The following is a 15,339-nucleotide window of genomic DNA, read 5'->3' on the forward strand; positions in this document are numbered from 1 at the left end:
CAAGAAGACCCGCCGGCCCGCCAACGGCGCCATGAGCCCCCCTGGTTTCGACGAGACCTCCCGATTCTGCTCCGCGATGCGCGGGCAAATGCCGGCCATCGAGTTCATGACCCCGCCTTCGAGTCAGCGCGCGCGCCGGTAGTGCATGGCGACCGCGCCGCAGCGGAGCGCCTTCGCCGAGATCAACTCGAGCCGTCGAGTGCCGGGCAGCCCGCTCTCGTACAGGGTCGGGCCGTGGCCGGCAATCCTGGGGTGGACGAGCAGCTTGTACTCGTCGATCAGATCCAGCCGATCCAGTTCGGTCGCGAGCTTGCCACTGCCGAGGAGCACGCCGTCCGGGGTCGCGTCCTTGAGCTTCTGTACGCCCGTGCGCAGGTCGCCGGCGATGTGGCGGCTGTTGGTCCACGGGAAGTCCTTTCGCGTCGAGGACACCACGTATTTCGGCTTGGCCTCCAGCTTGACCGCCCACTCGCGCATCGCCGGCGGCGCCTCCACGTCGCCGCGGGCGACCGCTGGCCAGTAGCTCTCCATCATCTCGTAGGTGACGCGGCCCCACAGCATCGCCCCGCCCTCGTCCATGAGGCGGGTGAAGAAGGCGTGCGTCTCGTCGTCGGCGATTCCTTCCTGGTGGTCGACGCAGCCGTCCAGGGTGACGTTGATACTGAAGGTCAAGAGACCCATGGTGTCCTCCGATCGAGATACGCGACGAGCCGTTCGCCGTCTGGTGCCAAGGGCACGAGCCTGATTTCGCCAACTGTTGCGGGGGCAACTCTGCCAGCAGCTTGAATCGGGCGCAACGATGGATATTCCACGGAGAGCCCTGAGCAGCGTAGGATGGCAACTTCTCATCCAAGTCTGTAGGATTTCGCCGACCGCGCTGAAATTGTCCAGCGCAACCCACGGTCGCCCGCAAGGCGACGCATTCGTCCCAGGAGGGTGAAGTGTGTTGAGGCGGGATTTGGCATGGGGATTCTTGAGCGCCTTGGCGTGTTGGCCCTTCGGACTCGGTCAAGCGCAGGAGCGCGCTAAGCTGACGAAGCTGCTTGTCGGGTTTCCTCCCGGGGGGCCGATCGACGGTATCGCCCGTGTGCTTCAGGCGCCCCTGCAAGAGGCGATGGGTACTCGGGTCATCGTCGACTATCACAGTGGCGCGAGCGGCCGTATCGCCGTTGCAATGGCAACTCGCGCTCTGGCAACGGGCCAGACGCTCCTGATCACGCCCAGCGCTCAAGTGACCATACAACCGCATCTGTTGGTCGACCCACCGATCGACCCGATCCGCCAGCTCGCACCCATCGCATTGCTTGCGACGACTGCGCTGTGCGTGGTCGTCGCCAGCGACCATCCCGCCCGGAACGTTGGCGAGCTCAAGGAATGGTTTGCGCGCAATCCCGCGCTCGCGAATTGCGGCACTCCAGGATCGGGAAGCGTTGCGCACCTCGTCGCGCTCGCGCTTTCCAGGCAAATGGACGTCGGGATCACACCTGTGCACTATCGCGGCGCCGCGGAAATGCTGGCGGCGTTGTTGGAGGGCAGCTTGCACTCGGCTGTTGCCGTGCCGTTTGCTGCTCTGCCGCTCGCACAGGCAGGCAGGGTCCGGATTCTTGTCACCACCAGCGACGCGCGAGCAGATTCGCTTCCGACCGTGCCAACGATGCGGGAGTCGAACCTGGACGTCGTGGCCAGCGAATGGGCGGGCGCGTTTGCACCCAAGGGAATGGGAGCCGAGCAGCTTGATGCGTTGAACCGGGCGTTCTGCACGTCGATCGCGCAGCCCGGTGTCCAATCTACCTTTGCGCGATATGGTCTGACGGCCGGGGCTGCGGATCGCGCGCAGTTCACGGCACTGGTCAACGACGACCATGAGCGCTGGGGACGGATCCTGAAGGATTCGGGCGTGAGCGTTGCGACTTGAACCGAAGGCCGGGCTGTGCACATCTTTTCCGAAACAATCACCCTGCAATGCGATGCCGCACCGACGGTGCCTGCGCCTTTCGACGATCTGCCCGGCTTCGATTCGATGCTGGCCCGCCTTTCCGCCCGCTTGATTGCGCTGCGGCCGGCCGAGGTCGATGCCGCCATCGCTGCCGCGTTCGGCTCGATCGTGGAGGCGCTGGACGTGGACCGTTGCGCGCTGCTGCGCCTCGATCCGGATGGCCGTTCATTCACCCGGGTCAGCATCTTCACGCGGGATGGCATGAGAACAGCGCCCTTGCACGAACGAGTCTTCGGCTACCCGTGGTGCATCGAGAAAATAAATCGCGGTCAAGCGGTGATCTTCAGCACCGCCGACGAGCTGCCGCCCGAAGCGCATGTCGACAAGGAATCCTTCAAGAAGGCTGGTTCGCAATCGATGGCATCCATTCCGCTCGTGGTGGCGGGCGAGATCTATGGCACGCTCAATTTCCTGTGCCTGGATCGACGCCGCGAGTGGAGCGAAGAGTTGCTCAGTCGCGTGCGCCTGGTGGCCGAGATCCTGGGCAACACGATCGCGAGAAAGCACGTGCAGGAGGAAAACCAGCGCCTGCTGGCTTTCGAGCAGATGCTCGTGGAGGTCGCGGCCTCGTTGATTTCCCTGGCCGCCGGCGATGTGGATTCAGCCGTCTCGAACGGCCTTCGCCGGATGGCCGAGTTTCTCCACGCCGAGCGCGCGACGCTCTGGGCCTTCGACCGCGGCAGCGACGACCTGCTTCCTGGCCATTCCTGGAGGAGCGCCAATGCACCGGAGCCCGCGCGGGTGCAGGGTCGAGACTTGCCTTCTTTCAGTGCTCGCCTGAAGTCCGGCTCGGTGGTGCGCATCGACGGCATGGATGAAGCTTCAGCGGCGGTCGATGCGCATGACCGCGACACACTTCGCGCCCTGGGCAGCGTGTCGCTCCTCGCGTTGCCCTTGAAGGTCAGCGGCGCAGTGGTTGGTGCGATCTCGCTGGACACCGTGCAGACCCGGCGAGCCTGGCCCGAGGCGCTTGAGCCGCGCGTTCGGCTGCTCGGCGAAGTGTTTGCCACCGCCCTGGCGCGCCAACAGGCAGAGCGCAGCATGCGCGAAGCACAGGCGGAAGCCGCCCAGCATCGCGAGCGGCTGGCGCATATCGCGCGGCTCCATACCGTGGGCGAGATGTCCGCGGGCATCACCCACGAAGTCAGCCAGCCGTTGGTGGCGATCGAGAACTATGCGCTTGCGGCACGCCGGCATGCCGCGGCCGGGCCGGCCGCCAACAACGCCAAGGTCTGCGAACTGCTGGACAAGATCGCGGCCCAGTCGAGCAGGGCCGGGACTGTGATGCGCAAGCTGCGCACCATGGTCAAACGCCACGAACTCGAGATGAAGAAGGTCCGGATCGACCAGATCGTGGATGAGTCGCTGCGCTTTGCACGGATGGAAGGTCACCTCAACGACGTCGCCGTCACGCTGCGGGTGGCCCCCGGCTTGCCGGATGTCATCGCCGATGACATCCAGATTCAACAGGTCATCGTCAACCTGGTGCGCAACGCCAGCGATGCGATGAATGCCGCGGCCAGCCCTGGAGCCAGCAAGGACCTGATCATCGAGGTGGGCACCCTCAAAGAGGCCCAGGTCTTCGTGCGCATCGAAGATACCGGGGCCGGCTTTGGCGAAGGGGCGCTGGAGAGGATCTTCGAGGCCTTCTTCACGACCAAGACGGCCGGCTTGGGCATCGGCCTGTCGCTGTGCCGAGCGATCGTGGAGGCCCACGGCGGTCAGGTCAACGGCCGGGCCAGGCCAGGCGGCGGAGCCATCTTCGAGTTCACGCTGCCCATTGCAGAGGAGAACGACAAGTGACCCAGGGTGTGACGGTATTCGTGGTCGACGACGATGAGGCGGTCCGGGACTCGGTGAAGGAACTGGTCGCCTCGGTGGGTCTGCACGCGGAGACTTTTGCGTCGGCCGAGGAGTTTCTCGCCGCCCACGATCCCACGCGGGCCGGCTGCCTCGTGCTGGACGTGCGGATGGCAAGAATCAGCGGTCTGGGACTGCAGGCCCGGCTCAGCGAGATGAAGGCACCCATTCCGATCGTCTTCGTGACCGCGCACGCGGACGTGCCCATGGTGGTCGAGGCGATGCGCGGCGGCGCGGTCGGATTCGTCACCAAGCCCTACCGGGAGCAGGAACTCCTGGACAACATCAACGAGGCCATTGCCAAGGACGCGGCTGCCAGGAGCGACTCCAGCCGGCACGGCCAGTTTGCGCGGACGCTCGAACTGCTCACCGAGCGTGAAAACGAGGTAATGCAACTGGCCATGCAGGGCTTGCCGAGCAAGGTCATTGCGCAACGCCTGGACATCAGCCACAGGACCGTCGAACTGCACCGCAGTCGGGTGCTCGAGAAGTTCGGTTTGGCCAGCACCGCCGAGTTGATCCGCATCGCCGCAGAGCATCGCCGCTAAGAGCGCGGTTGCGTCGCTACCTACGTGGGCACTGTGGTTCCACGACTGGCGTCTTCATCGCCATTGCAGCAGGCTGCATTGCCGTGGCCACCATGCACGTCACTGTCTATGTTCTCGAGCCCGATGCCGTCCGGCGGGCCGGGATTGCGCGCGCCCTGTGCGGCCATGTGAGCTCTGTGGTGCTGCTCGACAGCTTCAGGGACTGGCTGGAACTGCGAGAGATCACCCTGCCTGCATGCATGCTGCTGGCGCTGGAATCTCCCGGATTGCCGATCCATGAACTGATCGCATGCGCCGCGCCCGCCTGCCCTGTCATCGTGATCGGCGAAACAGACGAACTCGATACGGTGATCAAGGCCATGCGTGCAGGTGCGACGAACTTTCTCGATCGTCCCTGCGATGAACGCCGCCTGCGCACCGCCATTCGCGACGCGCTCCAGGCCCCGCGTTCCTGACCGAAGCGCAGTCGTAGCAGATCCCTGACTGCGCGATACGTGGCATCACCTACCGGATAGCGTGGCATCACGTGCTCCGGCACGAGTTCGCCGCGATTGTCTTCCGGGAGACCGGTCCCTACGATTTCTTCACGACCAACGAGGAGATCACCATGGATGGAGATGCAACGCGGCGTGGCCTGTGCCTCGCGATGACGCTTGGGGCGCTGGGTGCATCGGGCTTCGCTCGCGCGGCCGACAGCCTGCTGCTCGACCTCAAGGATGGAGTCGAGGACAGTGTGGATTCCCTCAAGGGCGATGTGCAGGCCCGACAGGCGCGCGACCTGGCGATCGAGGCCTACGTCTACGCCTACCCGCTGGTCACCATGGAGCTGACCCGCCGCAACCTGACCAACGTCGCGGCACCTGAAGCCGCCAAGGCGCCCATGGGCCAGTTCATCAAGCTGCGCGGCTATCCGGCGGTCGACAACCATGCGGTGACTGCGCCGAACGCAGACACGCTCTACACGATGCTCTGGCTGGACGTGTCCAGGGAGCCCTGGGTCGTTTCGACGCCCGACATGAAAGGCCGCTTCTTCCTGCTGCCGATGCTCGACGGCTGGACCGACGTCTTCGAGGTGCCGGGCAAGCGCACCACCGGCACCGGAGCGCAGAAGTTCGCCATCACCGGTCCAGGCTGGAAGGGCACCTTGCCGGCGGGCGTCAGGCAATACAAGTCGCCAACCGGCATGGTGTGGATGCTGGGTCGCATCTATTGCACCGGGACGCCCGAGGACTATGCCGAAGTCCATGCGCTGCAAGACCAGATGTCGGCGGTGCCCTTGTCGTCTTACGGCAAGCCGTACACGCCGCCGCCCGCTCAGGTCGACCCGGCCTTCGGCACCAAGGCGGCCGTGCGCGAGCTGGTCGATGGGATGGATGCCACGAGCTTCTTCACTCTCTTCGCGCAGTTGCTCAAGACCAATCCTCCGGCAGCTGCCGATGCGCCGATGGTCGCCAAGCTGGCCAAAATCGGCATCGTGCCCGGCCAGGACTTCGACGCATCCAGGCTCGGCGCGTCGGTGAGCAAGGGATTGGCCGAGGCGCCGAAGCCGGCGCAAGCCAAAATCATGAACTGGATGAAAAAGGGCGCCCTTGCCGGCGACCTGAAGCTCAAGAACGGCTGGACGTTCACCACCAGGACGGGCCTGTACGGCACCAACTACATGCAGCGCGCCCTGATCACGGCCATTGGCCTCGGCGCCAACCGGCCGCAGGATGCGGTCTACCCGACCTCGACCGGGCCCGACGTGCTGCAGAAGTACCACGGTTCAAAGAAGTACGTGATGCACTTTCCCAAAGGTCAGTTGCCGCCGGTCAACGGATTCTGGTCGATGACGATGTACGACACGGGCTACTTCTTCGTGCCGAACTCGCTCAACCGCTACACCGTCAGCCAGCGCAACAAGCTCAAGCCCAACGCCGATGGCTCGATTGACTTGTACATCCAGAACGAGTCACCGGGGGCCGACAAGGAAGAGAACTGGCTGCCCGCGCCCAAGGACGGATTCATCCTCATGATGCGGCTGTACTGGCCGAAGGACAAGGCGCCGTCCCTTCTTGACGGCTCGTGGTTTCCGCCGCGGGCCAAGGAAGTGGGCTGAGCCCATGATGTGCGATCTCGCACGTGGTATCGAAGGACAAAACGCCACCGACACCATGCCTGGCCCCTTGCCCAGAGCGTCGTTTCGAGCGGAGAGACATGCGAGGCGGCAACTGGAAGAGTTGGTCGCTATTTCATCGCGCCCGCCTCACCTGTCGCGATGAAGCTGGCCCAGAAGAAGGGGTGCGAATACTCGGCGCGCTTCATGAGTTCAAGCTGGGCCTGGCGCAGCGCTTCCGCGCGGCCCTCGCCGCGTGCCAGTCGCTGGTAGTAAGCCAGCATCAGGTCCTTGGTGGACTGATCGTCCACCTTCCACAGGCTCATCACCAGGGTCTGCGCACCGGCGATCGCGAACCCGCGCCGCAGGCCGAACACTCCTTCGCCATTGCGCACCTCGCCAAGCCCGGTCTCGCAGGCAGACAACACCACCAACTGGGTGCCCACAAGATCGAGCGCAGCAGCTTCCATCGCGGTAAGAACACCGTCGTCAGCCGCGGAGTGCAGCCGGTTCACACCTGAAAACACCAGTCCGGAGCGCAGCATCGGGTTCTCGACCACCGTGCTTCCTGCCTGAAGATCATTCAGGAAGAAACCGTGCGTCGCGATGTGCAGAACGCGCGGGCCTTTCACTTGCTTGATGGCGGACTCGGTTGCAGCCTCGCCCGTGAGCAGTTTCGCGCCGGAGAGCAGCGTGCGCAGGCCCTGGGCTTCGGCATCAGTGCCGGGGAGCGGGTCGAAGCGCATGGCCGAGTAGTCGACCGAACGCGTGGCCACCCCCTGCGGCGCTGCCGCATCACCGACTTCGCCGAATGCGGCATTGGCGACGATGACGGCGCCACTGCGAGGCGCAGCGCGGCTGTCGTTCTGGCGCAGCAGATCGCGCGCGCTGGACAGGTAGTTGAAACTCAGGCGTTCAATCAGGTAGTGGTCTTGATCATCCACCAGCGCCCCGAAGGGCAGCAGGTTGAGTTGCCCCTCCGGCGCCAGGAGCACCAGCGAGACGTCGGCCAGCGCGGCTTGCACCGGCCGCATGAGCTGTGTGTGCAATTCGCGCCCGAGCAGTTGCGCGCGATCACCGGCGGGTCTTGCCAACGCCCGTCGAAAGCGGGCAATCAACTTGTCCAGGGGCTCGGCATCGCCCCAGTCGACGTAGACCGGGGCACCGGTCGGACGAACAATGAAAGTGCCGTAACGGGCCGCGCCCATGCGGCGCTCGAGGGGCAGCCGCAGGTCAGGATCGATCGGTCGATACCGCACCATTTCGAGCAGCGCGCTGCCGGCTGGCAACTGTGCCTGTATGGTTTGCAGATCGGGCGCTCGCTGGTGATAAGGATGCAGACTCGCGATCGACTCGGCGAGCATCGACATCGACATCAAGGACGCCGGGTCCGTCATGCGTCCAACTGCGGCGGGCTGCGGACTGTTGCGCAGGTGGGCAGCCAGTTGATCCGTTGTTCGCCGTCGGGCCTGATGGACCATGGCCTGCCGGTCCATCTCGCTCTGGATTGCGTCCATCTTCGAGGCGTCTTCTCCAGTCGACGCGGCCAACTGCGCCAGGAAGTCACGCGCCTGGGCTCCCCCCGCCTGCAATTGGCCCTCCATGTAGGTCAGGGCGGCAGTGGGCCGCTGACGCGAAGGCGCTTCCGGGGAAGCCTCGGCGGCCATATCCCGCACGTACCGAAGGCGCCGTGATTGGCGATCCATCACCATGCCCTTGTGCCGCACCAGCAGGTTGAATGCAAGCGACACGTTGGCAGTCGGCACCTGGCCGGAAGCTTTTTCCATCGTGAGCAGTGCGCCGAATTCTTCAGTGTCTGCCTCCATCTGGGCCAGCATCTGCCGATCACTGCCCAGAAACGTCATGTCCACGGCGTTGCGCCCGCTGATCGCAGCTTGAAAGAGCTCCAACGCCTTGGCGGCGTTCCCCTGCCGCCAGTACAGCAGGCCCATGTTCGAACGAATCATGGGCCGTGCATGGATCTCGAACATGAAGCGATCGCCGGCATCCTCGCCCGCAACGACCCGCAGCGATCCCTTGAGCGGCTGCTGGCCCAGTTCGAGGGCCTCCTGAGAGCTTTGCAGGGCAGCAGGAAGATCATCGTTGCAGTAGTGCGCAAGCCCCAGGTTGCTGAGCGCAGCCACCTGGTCCTGGACATTGAAGTTCCCCGTCGCCGCTGTCGTCTTGACGAGGTGATCAGCCGCTTCCAGAGCCGTCTTGCGTCCGTCCCGGCCGTCCTTGAGCGCCAGTTCGATCGATGCGGCGAGTCCGGATCCAGACGCGGATTGCACATCGGCGCCTGAGGCCACCAGGCGTGCCCACTCGTAGTACAACAACGCGCGCAGCGGATCGAAGCGCTTCTCTTCGAACTGACTGAGTGCGACCAGAAGGGGGCGAGCACCCTGGTCGACACGGCCATGGAGTTGCCGGTAGCGCGCGAGCGCCTGTCGCAGTGCTTGACCAGTGCCCTGCGTTGGGTGCACCTGGTAGATGGCCGCCGCGAAATCCCCCAGCCCCAACACTTCGCGAACTTCCGGCGGCAAGCTGCTTTCGTCCATGCCCGTCATCAAGTCCGAGGAGTTCATGACAACCATCATGCGCACGAACAGGGGGTCCGGCGGGGCTTCGGGCTCATCGCCCGCCGCCGCGCCGAAATGGATGATGATGCCCAAGGCAAGGGCCAGGACCCGGAGCCAGGAAAAACGAATCGTCACAGATCGCCCCGGCGAGCTTGCCGCCAGGAGACGTCCGCCTCGCGATAAGGCACCCAGACTTTGACCGACGCATCACCGATGGCCCTTTCGCCAATGCGCGCGGAACCGATGGCGAAAAGACCTCGCGCTTCAAGGTTGGCCGTCAGTGCGGCCAGGCACGCACGGCCTCCGTCCAACGATGGCCCGGCTGGACAACTGGCGGCGACTCCCATGAGTTGATTCGTCGTCGTTGTGAAGTACGGGGATTCCGGCTCCATGGCGGGAAGTCCCTCGCGTTGCTGCAACCCGATGCACAGTTGCCAGCGGGGTGTCGGCTTTCCTCCTGCGTCCACCTCCAGGAGCGCATATGCGGCCCCCTCGTATGGAATCGACTGGGCGAATATCACCTTGTAGAGACTGTGGATCTCTGCCGGGAGCGTCGCTTCATAGGCGCCCGCCGCCCACTTGCACAGGGTCGCATGACTCGCGCTGAGCTCCTCGGTGACTTGCGGCGTTTGCTTGCCGGCATCCATGCTCGCGGCAGGGGCCGGAGAAGACAACAACGCAGTGTGCTGCGCATTCGCCGCTGCCATGAGGAAGACTGTCGTCGCGGCGAACATCAGGCCTCTTTGGCAGGCCAATCCATGTATTGCTTTCATGTGTCACTCCCTTGCAGGACCGCCACGTACGGCCCAGCCCGGACACTAGGCCTGCACAATCCTTCTGGCGAGTAGACAGTGCCTTGTCTGGCTGTGACCTATTACCTTGCACTGCGCAGGCGGGGATCCCGACGGGCCTCAAGGCAATTTGGCAAACGACGCGCGCGCTGCATCGCTGCGCTCGTTGCATCCGCCTCGGCTCAGCCGTGGTGGGTTACAACGGACAGGCCGTGGTCGACGCCAAGCGTCAAGGGCAGAAGCGGCCCCTTCATCTCCGGCACCCGCAGTTCGCAGACAGCCGCCCCGGAAAGCAGCGCCGTCAGACGGCCTTCGGGACTGCGCCGTAAGCGAGCTTGCCCTTGTGAAATACCGCATTGCGCACGGGCAGGCGAGCAACCGCTTCAGCCGAGCAACTCGCGGGCAGGAGATTGAAGCTCGCCACGTCCCCGGCTTTCGGCCACGCCTGCTCACCCTTGTCGTTGAGCGGCGTGACGAAGCCGGTCGCATAGCCCAGCGTGCGGCTGATTTCATACTCGGTGCTGGGATACTGGAGTCGGGCAATCTCCTGGGCCTTCTGCAGGATGTCGCAATTGCCAAACGAATTCCACCAGTCCATGACGCTGTCCGTGCCGCAGATCACCATGACGCCCGCCTCATGCAGTTCGCGCAGCGGCATCGTGCCCTTGCCCAACGGAACCCCGCTGGCCAGGGTGATGCCCAGCGCCTTCATGCGCGCTGCAATGTCCTTGAGTTCTTCCTTCGAGAGTTCGGCCAGGGCATAGGCGTGGCTGAAGGTCACATTGCCTTGCAGCTGCTTGTTCTTCTCCACGTGATCCATGAAGCGATTGAGTGCGGGAATGGCGGTTGCGCGCGGCTCATGGAGATGGATGTCGATTCCGGCATTGAAGTCGATCGCGAGCTGAACCGTCGTGTCAACCGACTTCTCCATCGCGCGATCGAAAGAGGTGGGGTCGACCCCGCCGACATAGCTGACGCCGCCCGACTTCAGCGCCTCGCGCATCAATCCCACGCTGTCGGAGGCCAACAGGCCGTGTTGCGGAAAGATGATGATCTTCGAATCAAGCGTGCCCTTGAAACGCTCGAGCGACGCCTTGAGATGTTCGAGATTGCCGAGCTTGCTGACGGGATCGACATTGCAGTGGCTGCGGCACACGGTCGTGCCTTGCGAATGCATGAGACGGATCATTGCAGCCGTACGCTCCTCGGCCACCGGGAGAAGCTTGGGCAGAAGGTCCTGCTCCTGGGCAACGCGGTCTGCGCGGCCATGCTGCGTTGGAAGTGTCGCTTCCCACGGGCCGCCGTAGAAGGTCTTGTCCAGATGGATGTGCATGTCCATGAAGGTCGGCAGCATCAACTGACCTTGCGCGTCATAAACCGCTGCATCTGAAGGAACAGCCGACTTCGTGTCCAGGATTTCGGCAATTGCGCCACTGGCGATGCGCAGCGTCTTCAGTTCGGTCCTGGTTTGCGTGATGACAGGCTTGTCGAGCCATGGCTTCCTTTCCTCGACAAAACCGGTCTCCAGACGGACGTTGGTCAGATACCAGGCGTTCGGCAGCGCCTGCACGCTGGAGATGGGCGTGGTGACCTTGCTCACGTCGATCAAGGACGCGGCGGCTGCCCTTTCAGGGTGCCCCATCAGACTGGCTCCAAGGGCCAGACCTCCTGCACCAACGCTGCCCATGAAGCCGCGACGCGAAAGCCCTGACGGTGGATTTTCCATGTTCGTGTCCTTGATGGCACTACCGAAATAGGTGATTGGCCGGGTCGGCACATGATAGGTCCGGATCTGCGCGATGTCCCGGGTTCGCCAGACCAGGAGAATGCCCTTGCCATGCCCGAAGGAGGGCCGGCGGAGGAAGCCAGGTCAGGGGCTGCCGATCCTGATCGCGATCTTGCCGAACTGCTCGCCTGACGCCAGATGGTCGAGCGCCGCATGCGCCTGCTCGAGCGCGTACACGGCATCGATGACGGGGCGCAGTGCATGACGCTCGCTCCAGGCCAACAGTGCTGCGAACTCATCGAAGTCTCCCAGCGTGGAACCGAGGATCTGCAGTTGGCGGATGAAGATGCGCCGCAGGTCGGCCTGCGGCTGATCGCCGCTGGTAGCGCCGCAAGTCACAAGACGGCCGCCGCGCACCAGCGACTTCATGGCGCTGGCCCAGACAGCGGCTCCCACGTTCTCGATGACCAGATCGACGCCACGACCTTCGGTCAGCGCCATGACTTCCCTGGCAACGTCCTGTGACTGGCCGTTGATCGCGTGGTCTGCGCCCATGTGCACCGCGCGCTGAAGCTTGGCGTCGTCGCGGGAAGTGACGATGGCCCTGGCGCCCGCCAACTTGGCCAGTTGCAGCGCCGCCAGCGACACGCCGCCACCGACTCCGAAGATCAGCACGGTTTGCCAGGGCTTGAGCTGTCCCTTGGTAAAGAGCATGCGCCACGCGGTGAGATGGGTCACGCCGAGCGCGGCTGCTTCGGCATGGCTCAACGCGGCTGGCATCGGGAACACATTGCGAGCCGGCACGCTGACGTACTCGGCCAGCGTTCCGTCACGATGCTCGCCGAGGTACTGCACCGCGTTGCACAACACGCCTTCCCCACGTCGACAGAACTCGCAGCGACCACACACGATCGCTGGATGCAGTACCACTTGTTGGCCCGGCTTGAGCAGAGGGTCATCGGCGTCGACCTCCTCCACCACCCCTGCCCCATCGAGCCCCATGATCTGGGGCAACGCGTGCCTGATTCCTGCACCGCTGTCGCGCATGTAAAGGTCGACCCGGTTGACGGTGGCCGCCTGCATGCGCACGAGCACGTCCCCCGGACCACGCGACGGCATCGGTCGCTCGCCGATCGCAACGACTTCGTTGCCACCGTGACCTGTGATGAAAACGGCTTTCATGCTTTTGGTCCCTTGCATCGACCGTTACCCCTGGAAGGCTCCTGCCGCTGGACCGAGGACGATCGAGCAGTGAAATGTACATCCGGGGTCGACCGCAGCGCGTCGCGGGGCAAGCGTGCCCGTGAGCCCCTCGACGCCAGGTCACAGTGTGGTCGTGACCTCACCCATGCCGGCAAAGCTCACTCTGACCATGGGGCTCGCCTTGCAGGCAGTGCCGCCCGACCAGGAACCGGTGATCACCGCCGAGCCGGCCGGCACCGTCAGGCCGTTTCGCGTCGCATGCCGCAGCCACGCGGGCAAGAGCCACGCCGGATCCTCCAGGCCATAGGCGCCTTTGAAGATGACTGACGATGCGCCGACAGCGACCTCGCAGCTTTGCCTCTTCCAGTCGCGGCGCACGTAGGTTTGCCATTCGCCGAGCACCAATGCGCCGTGCGAATTCGTGTCGGCCAGTTGCAGCAGCGCCGGTGCCTCCCAATGTTCCTCCCAGCGCGAGTCCGATATTTCAATGGCGACCGTCATCGAATTGACCAGGGACTCGGCGTCGGCTGCAGTGATGCGGGCCGCGATGTCGGGTGTCACGTCGCGCGCAATGCGAAGCGCAATCCCGGCCGCTGCAAAGGGATGGTGGAACGTGATGTCGGAAAGACCTGTTCCACTCGGCCGGACGCCTTGCATCGGAAGGCGCGCATGGCTCAGGCCGTCAAAGCGCGACGGTCCACCCGATTTCCAGAACTGGACCTCGCCGGCCCGGAACCAACCCAGGATCGCGCCAATCTGGTCCTGGACCAGGTAGGCCTCTTCTTCGCACTGCAGTGCGTCGGCCCAGGCGAGCGCCGATCGACGAACCCCCGCGCGCCGCGCGTCGGCAATGAATTCAGCAAGTTCGGCATGTGTGGTTGTCAAAGCATTCTCCGTTTGCTCCTCGCCTGCTCGCCCGGCGGATCTTCCGTCCAGAGTCATGGTCGATTGCCTCACGACTGGGGGACCTGCTCGAGCACGTAGGACCCAGGCGCGGGCTCCAGAGGTGGCCAATCCTCGCTCCCAAGGTGCCGCGGCGCGGCCACTTGCTTGCCGCTGGTCTGCGCAACCCACCGGCACCACTCTGGCCACCAACTGCCCTGGTGCTTTTCAGCGCCCTCTTTCCAGGCTTCGGGATCGGTGGTTTGCGGGCCCTTGAACCAGTAGCTCTTGCGTGACTTGGCCGGATGGTTGATGGCGATGCCCGAGACGTGGCCGCCTTCGGTCAGGAGAAACGTTGACGGGCCGGACACCAGTTCCAGGGCGAGCAGCGTGGTCTGCCATGGCACGATGTGGTCCTCCGTGGCGGAAACGAAGCAGGTTGGCGCATCGATGTTGCCGATGTCGACCTTGCGCCCGCGCAAGCTCAGTGCGCCAGGTACGCGCAAGAGATTCTTCAGGTACATGTTCTCCATGTAGTACTGGTACAACTCACCCGGAACGTTGGCGGTGTCGCTGTTCCAAAAGAGCACATCGAAGGGCGGGACGTTGTCGCCGAGCAGGTAGTTGTTGACGTAGAAATGCCAGATGGAATCCTTGGCGTGCAGCATCGCCATCGCCTTGGCCAGATCCTGCCCGGGCATCACGCCTTTCATTCGCACCCGTGGCTCGAAGGCCTTGATCTGCGGCCCATCGACAAAGATGCCCACGTCCCCGTGGTCGGAATAGTCCACCAGCGTCGTGAGGAACGTGGCCGACGCAATGCGCTTCATTTGTGCGGGTGTCATCACGGCCAGCGCCGACACTGCCAGCGCTCCACCAATGCACCATGACAGCAGGTTGGCCTTGGGCGAAGCGCTGATCCCGCACGTCGTCCCGATGGCCTCATGCACGCCGTCGAACACGTAGTCGTCCCACCCGTGGCTCGTGCCGCCAGGCCGGGGATTGCGCCAGGACATCATGAAGACGTTCTGGCCCTGCTCCAGCAAGTACTTGACGAAAGACTTCTGCTCGTTCAGGTCGAATGCGTAGAACTTGTTGACGCACGGCGGCACGATCAACAGCGGCACGGCGCCCACCTTCGACGCCAGCGGCTTGTACTGAATGAGCTGGAAGATCTCGTTCTGGGAAACCACCGAGCCAGCGGTCGTCGCCAGGTTCACGCCGACGGTGAAGGCCTGGGGGTCGCTCGATGCCGGCAGCGCATTTTTCTGCAGGTCTTGCAGCATCCGCGTTGCGCCCGTCAGGAAACTCTGCCCGCGTGTATCGACTGCTTTTTGCAATGCCTGCGGGTTGGTCAGGAAGTAGTTGGAAGGCGACAGCGCGTCGACTGCAAATTGCACGTAGAAGTCCCACACGCTCTTCTGATGGGGCGGGAGGCCGGTCCCCAGGCCGACGATCTTCTGCGACGCCTGCCCGGCCATTTCATACCACTGGAGCAGCAGTTTGCCGTATGGCGTGTTGGTCCACGCCGGATCCTTGAAGCGGGGATCGTCCGCGAGCGGGCCGGGGGCGACCGAAGCAGATGTCGGCTGCATGGCCCAGCCCGTGGTCCAGGTGTCGAAGAGGCGCTGCAAGCTGTCTGAGTTCATGAGGGATGTC

General features: G+C 64.1%; 12 protein-coding genes. 5 read left to right on the forward strand and 7 right to left on the reverse strand.

The window, feature by feature from the left end:
* Positions 1–123: 123 nt before the first annotated feature.
* Positions 124–681 (reverse strand): dihydrofolate reductase family protein, encoded by a 558-nt coding sequence (locus QTI66_RS08945; RefSeq protein ID WP_286559103.1) that lies wholly within the window; start codon positions 679–681, stop codon positions 124–126.
* A gap of 292 nt (positions 682–973) precedes the next feature.
* On the opposite strand from QTI66_RS08945, the gene QTI66_RS08950 reads away from it, so the two are divergent.
* The 5 genes from QTI66_RS08950 (at position 974) to QTI66_RS08970 (ending at position 6,502) form a co-directional block, all read left to right on the forward strand.
* Positions 974–1,915: a Bug family tripartite tricarboxylate transporter substrate binding protein gene (locus QTI66_RS08950; protein ID WP_286559104.1), complete on the forward strand. Its 942-nt coding sequence runs from the start codon at positions 974–976 to the stop codon at positions 1,913–1,915.
* Positions 1,916–1,930: 15 nt separating this feature from the next.
* Positions 1,931–3,799: a GAF domain-containing sensor histidine kinase gene (locus QTI66_RS08955; protein WP_286559106.1), complete on the forward strand. Its 1,869-nt coding sequence runs from the start codon at positions 1,931–1,933 to the stop codon at positions 3,797–3,799.
* On the forward strand, positions 3,796–4,404 hold the full coding sequence (locus QTI66_RS08960) for a response regulator transcription factor (protein ID WP_286559107.1): 609 nt from the start codon (positions 3,796–3,798) through the stop codon (positions 4,402–4,404). The genes QTI66_RS08955 and QTI66_RS08960 overlap by 4 nt, the downstream gene beginning before the upstream one ends.
* An 83-nt stretch (positions 4,405–4,487) precedes the next feature.
* Entirely contained in the window at positions 4,488–4,859 is a 372-nt protein-coding gene (locus tag QTI66_RS08965) for a response regulator transcription factor (protein ID WP_286559109.1), read from the forward strand.
* Between the two features lie 152 nt (positions 4,860–5,011).
* Positions 5,012–6,502 carry a DUF1254 domain-containing protein gene (locus QTI66_RS08970; protein WP_286559110.1) on the forward strand — a complete coding sequence of 497 codons (1,491 nt, stop codon included), beginning with the start codon at positions 5,012–5,014 and terminating at the stop codon, positions 6,500–6,502.
* A 128-nt stretch (positions 6,503–6,630) separates the two neighbouring features.
* On the opposite strand, the gene QTI66_RS08975 is transcribed toward QTI66_RS08970, so the two are convergent.
* The 6 genes from QTI66_RS08975 to QTI66_RS09000 form a co-directional block, all read right to left on the reverse strand.
* Positions 6,631–9,171, reverse strand: a complete 2,541-nt coding sequence (locus QTI66_RS08975) for a CHAT domain-containing protein (RefSeq protein WP_286559112.1) — start codon at positions 9,169–9,171, stop codon at positions 6,631–6,633.
* A 38-nt stretch (positions 9,172–9,209) separates the two neighbouring features.
* Positions 9,210–9,812, reverse strand: coding sequence for a hypothetical protein (locus QTI66_RS08980; RefSeq protein ID WP_286559113.1), 603 nt, complete (start codon positions 9,810–9,812; stop codon positions 9,210–9,212).
* Between the two features lie 358 nt (positions 9,813–10,170).
* Positions 10,171–11,595, reverse strand: a complete 1,425-nt coding sequence (locus QTI66_RS08985) for an amidohydrolase (RefSeq protein ID WP_286559115.1) — start codon at positions 11,593–11,595, stop codon at positions 10,171–10,173.
* A 144-nt stretch (positions 11,596–11,739) separates the two neighbouring features.
* Positions 11,740–12,777, reverse strand: coding sequence for a zinc-binding dehydrogenase (locus QTI66_RS08990; RefSeq protein ID WP_286559117.1), 1,038 nt, complete (start codon positions 12,775–12,777; stop codon positions 11,740–11,742).
* A 141-nt stretch (positions 12,778–12,918) separates the two neighbouring features.
* A complete protein-coding gene (locus tag QTI66_RS08995) occupies positions 12,919–13,683 on the reverse strand; it encodes a fumarylacetoacetate hydrolase family protein (protein ID WP_286559119.1) in 765 nt (254 codons plus the stop codon).
* Between the two features lie 68 nt (positions 13,684–13,751).
* Positions 13,752–15,329 carry a PHA/PHB synthase family protein gene (locus tag QTI66_RS09000; protein WP_286559121.1) on the reverse strand — a complete coding sequence of 526 codons (1,578 nt, stop codon included), beginning with the start codon at positions 15,327–15,329 and terminating at the stop codon, positions 13,752–13,754.
* Positions 15,330–15,339: the final 10 nt, after the last annotated feature.

This window comes from Variovorax brevis (genome assembly GCF_030317105.1).
Lineage (GTDB): Bacteria > Pseudomonadota > Gammaproteobacteria > Burkholderiales > Burkholderiaceae_C > Variovorax > Variovorax brevis.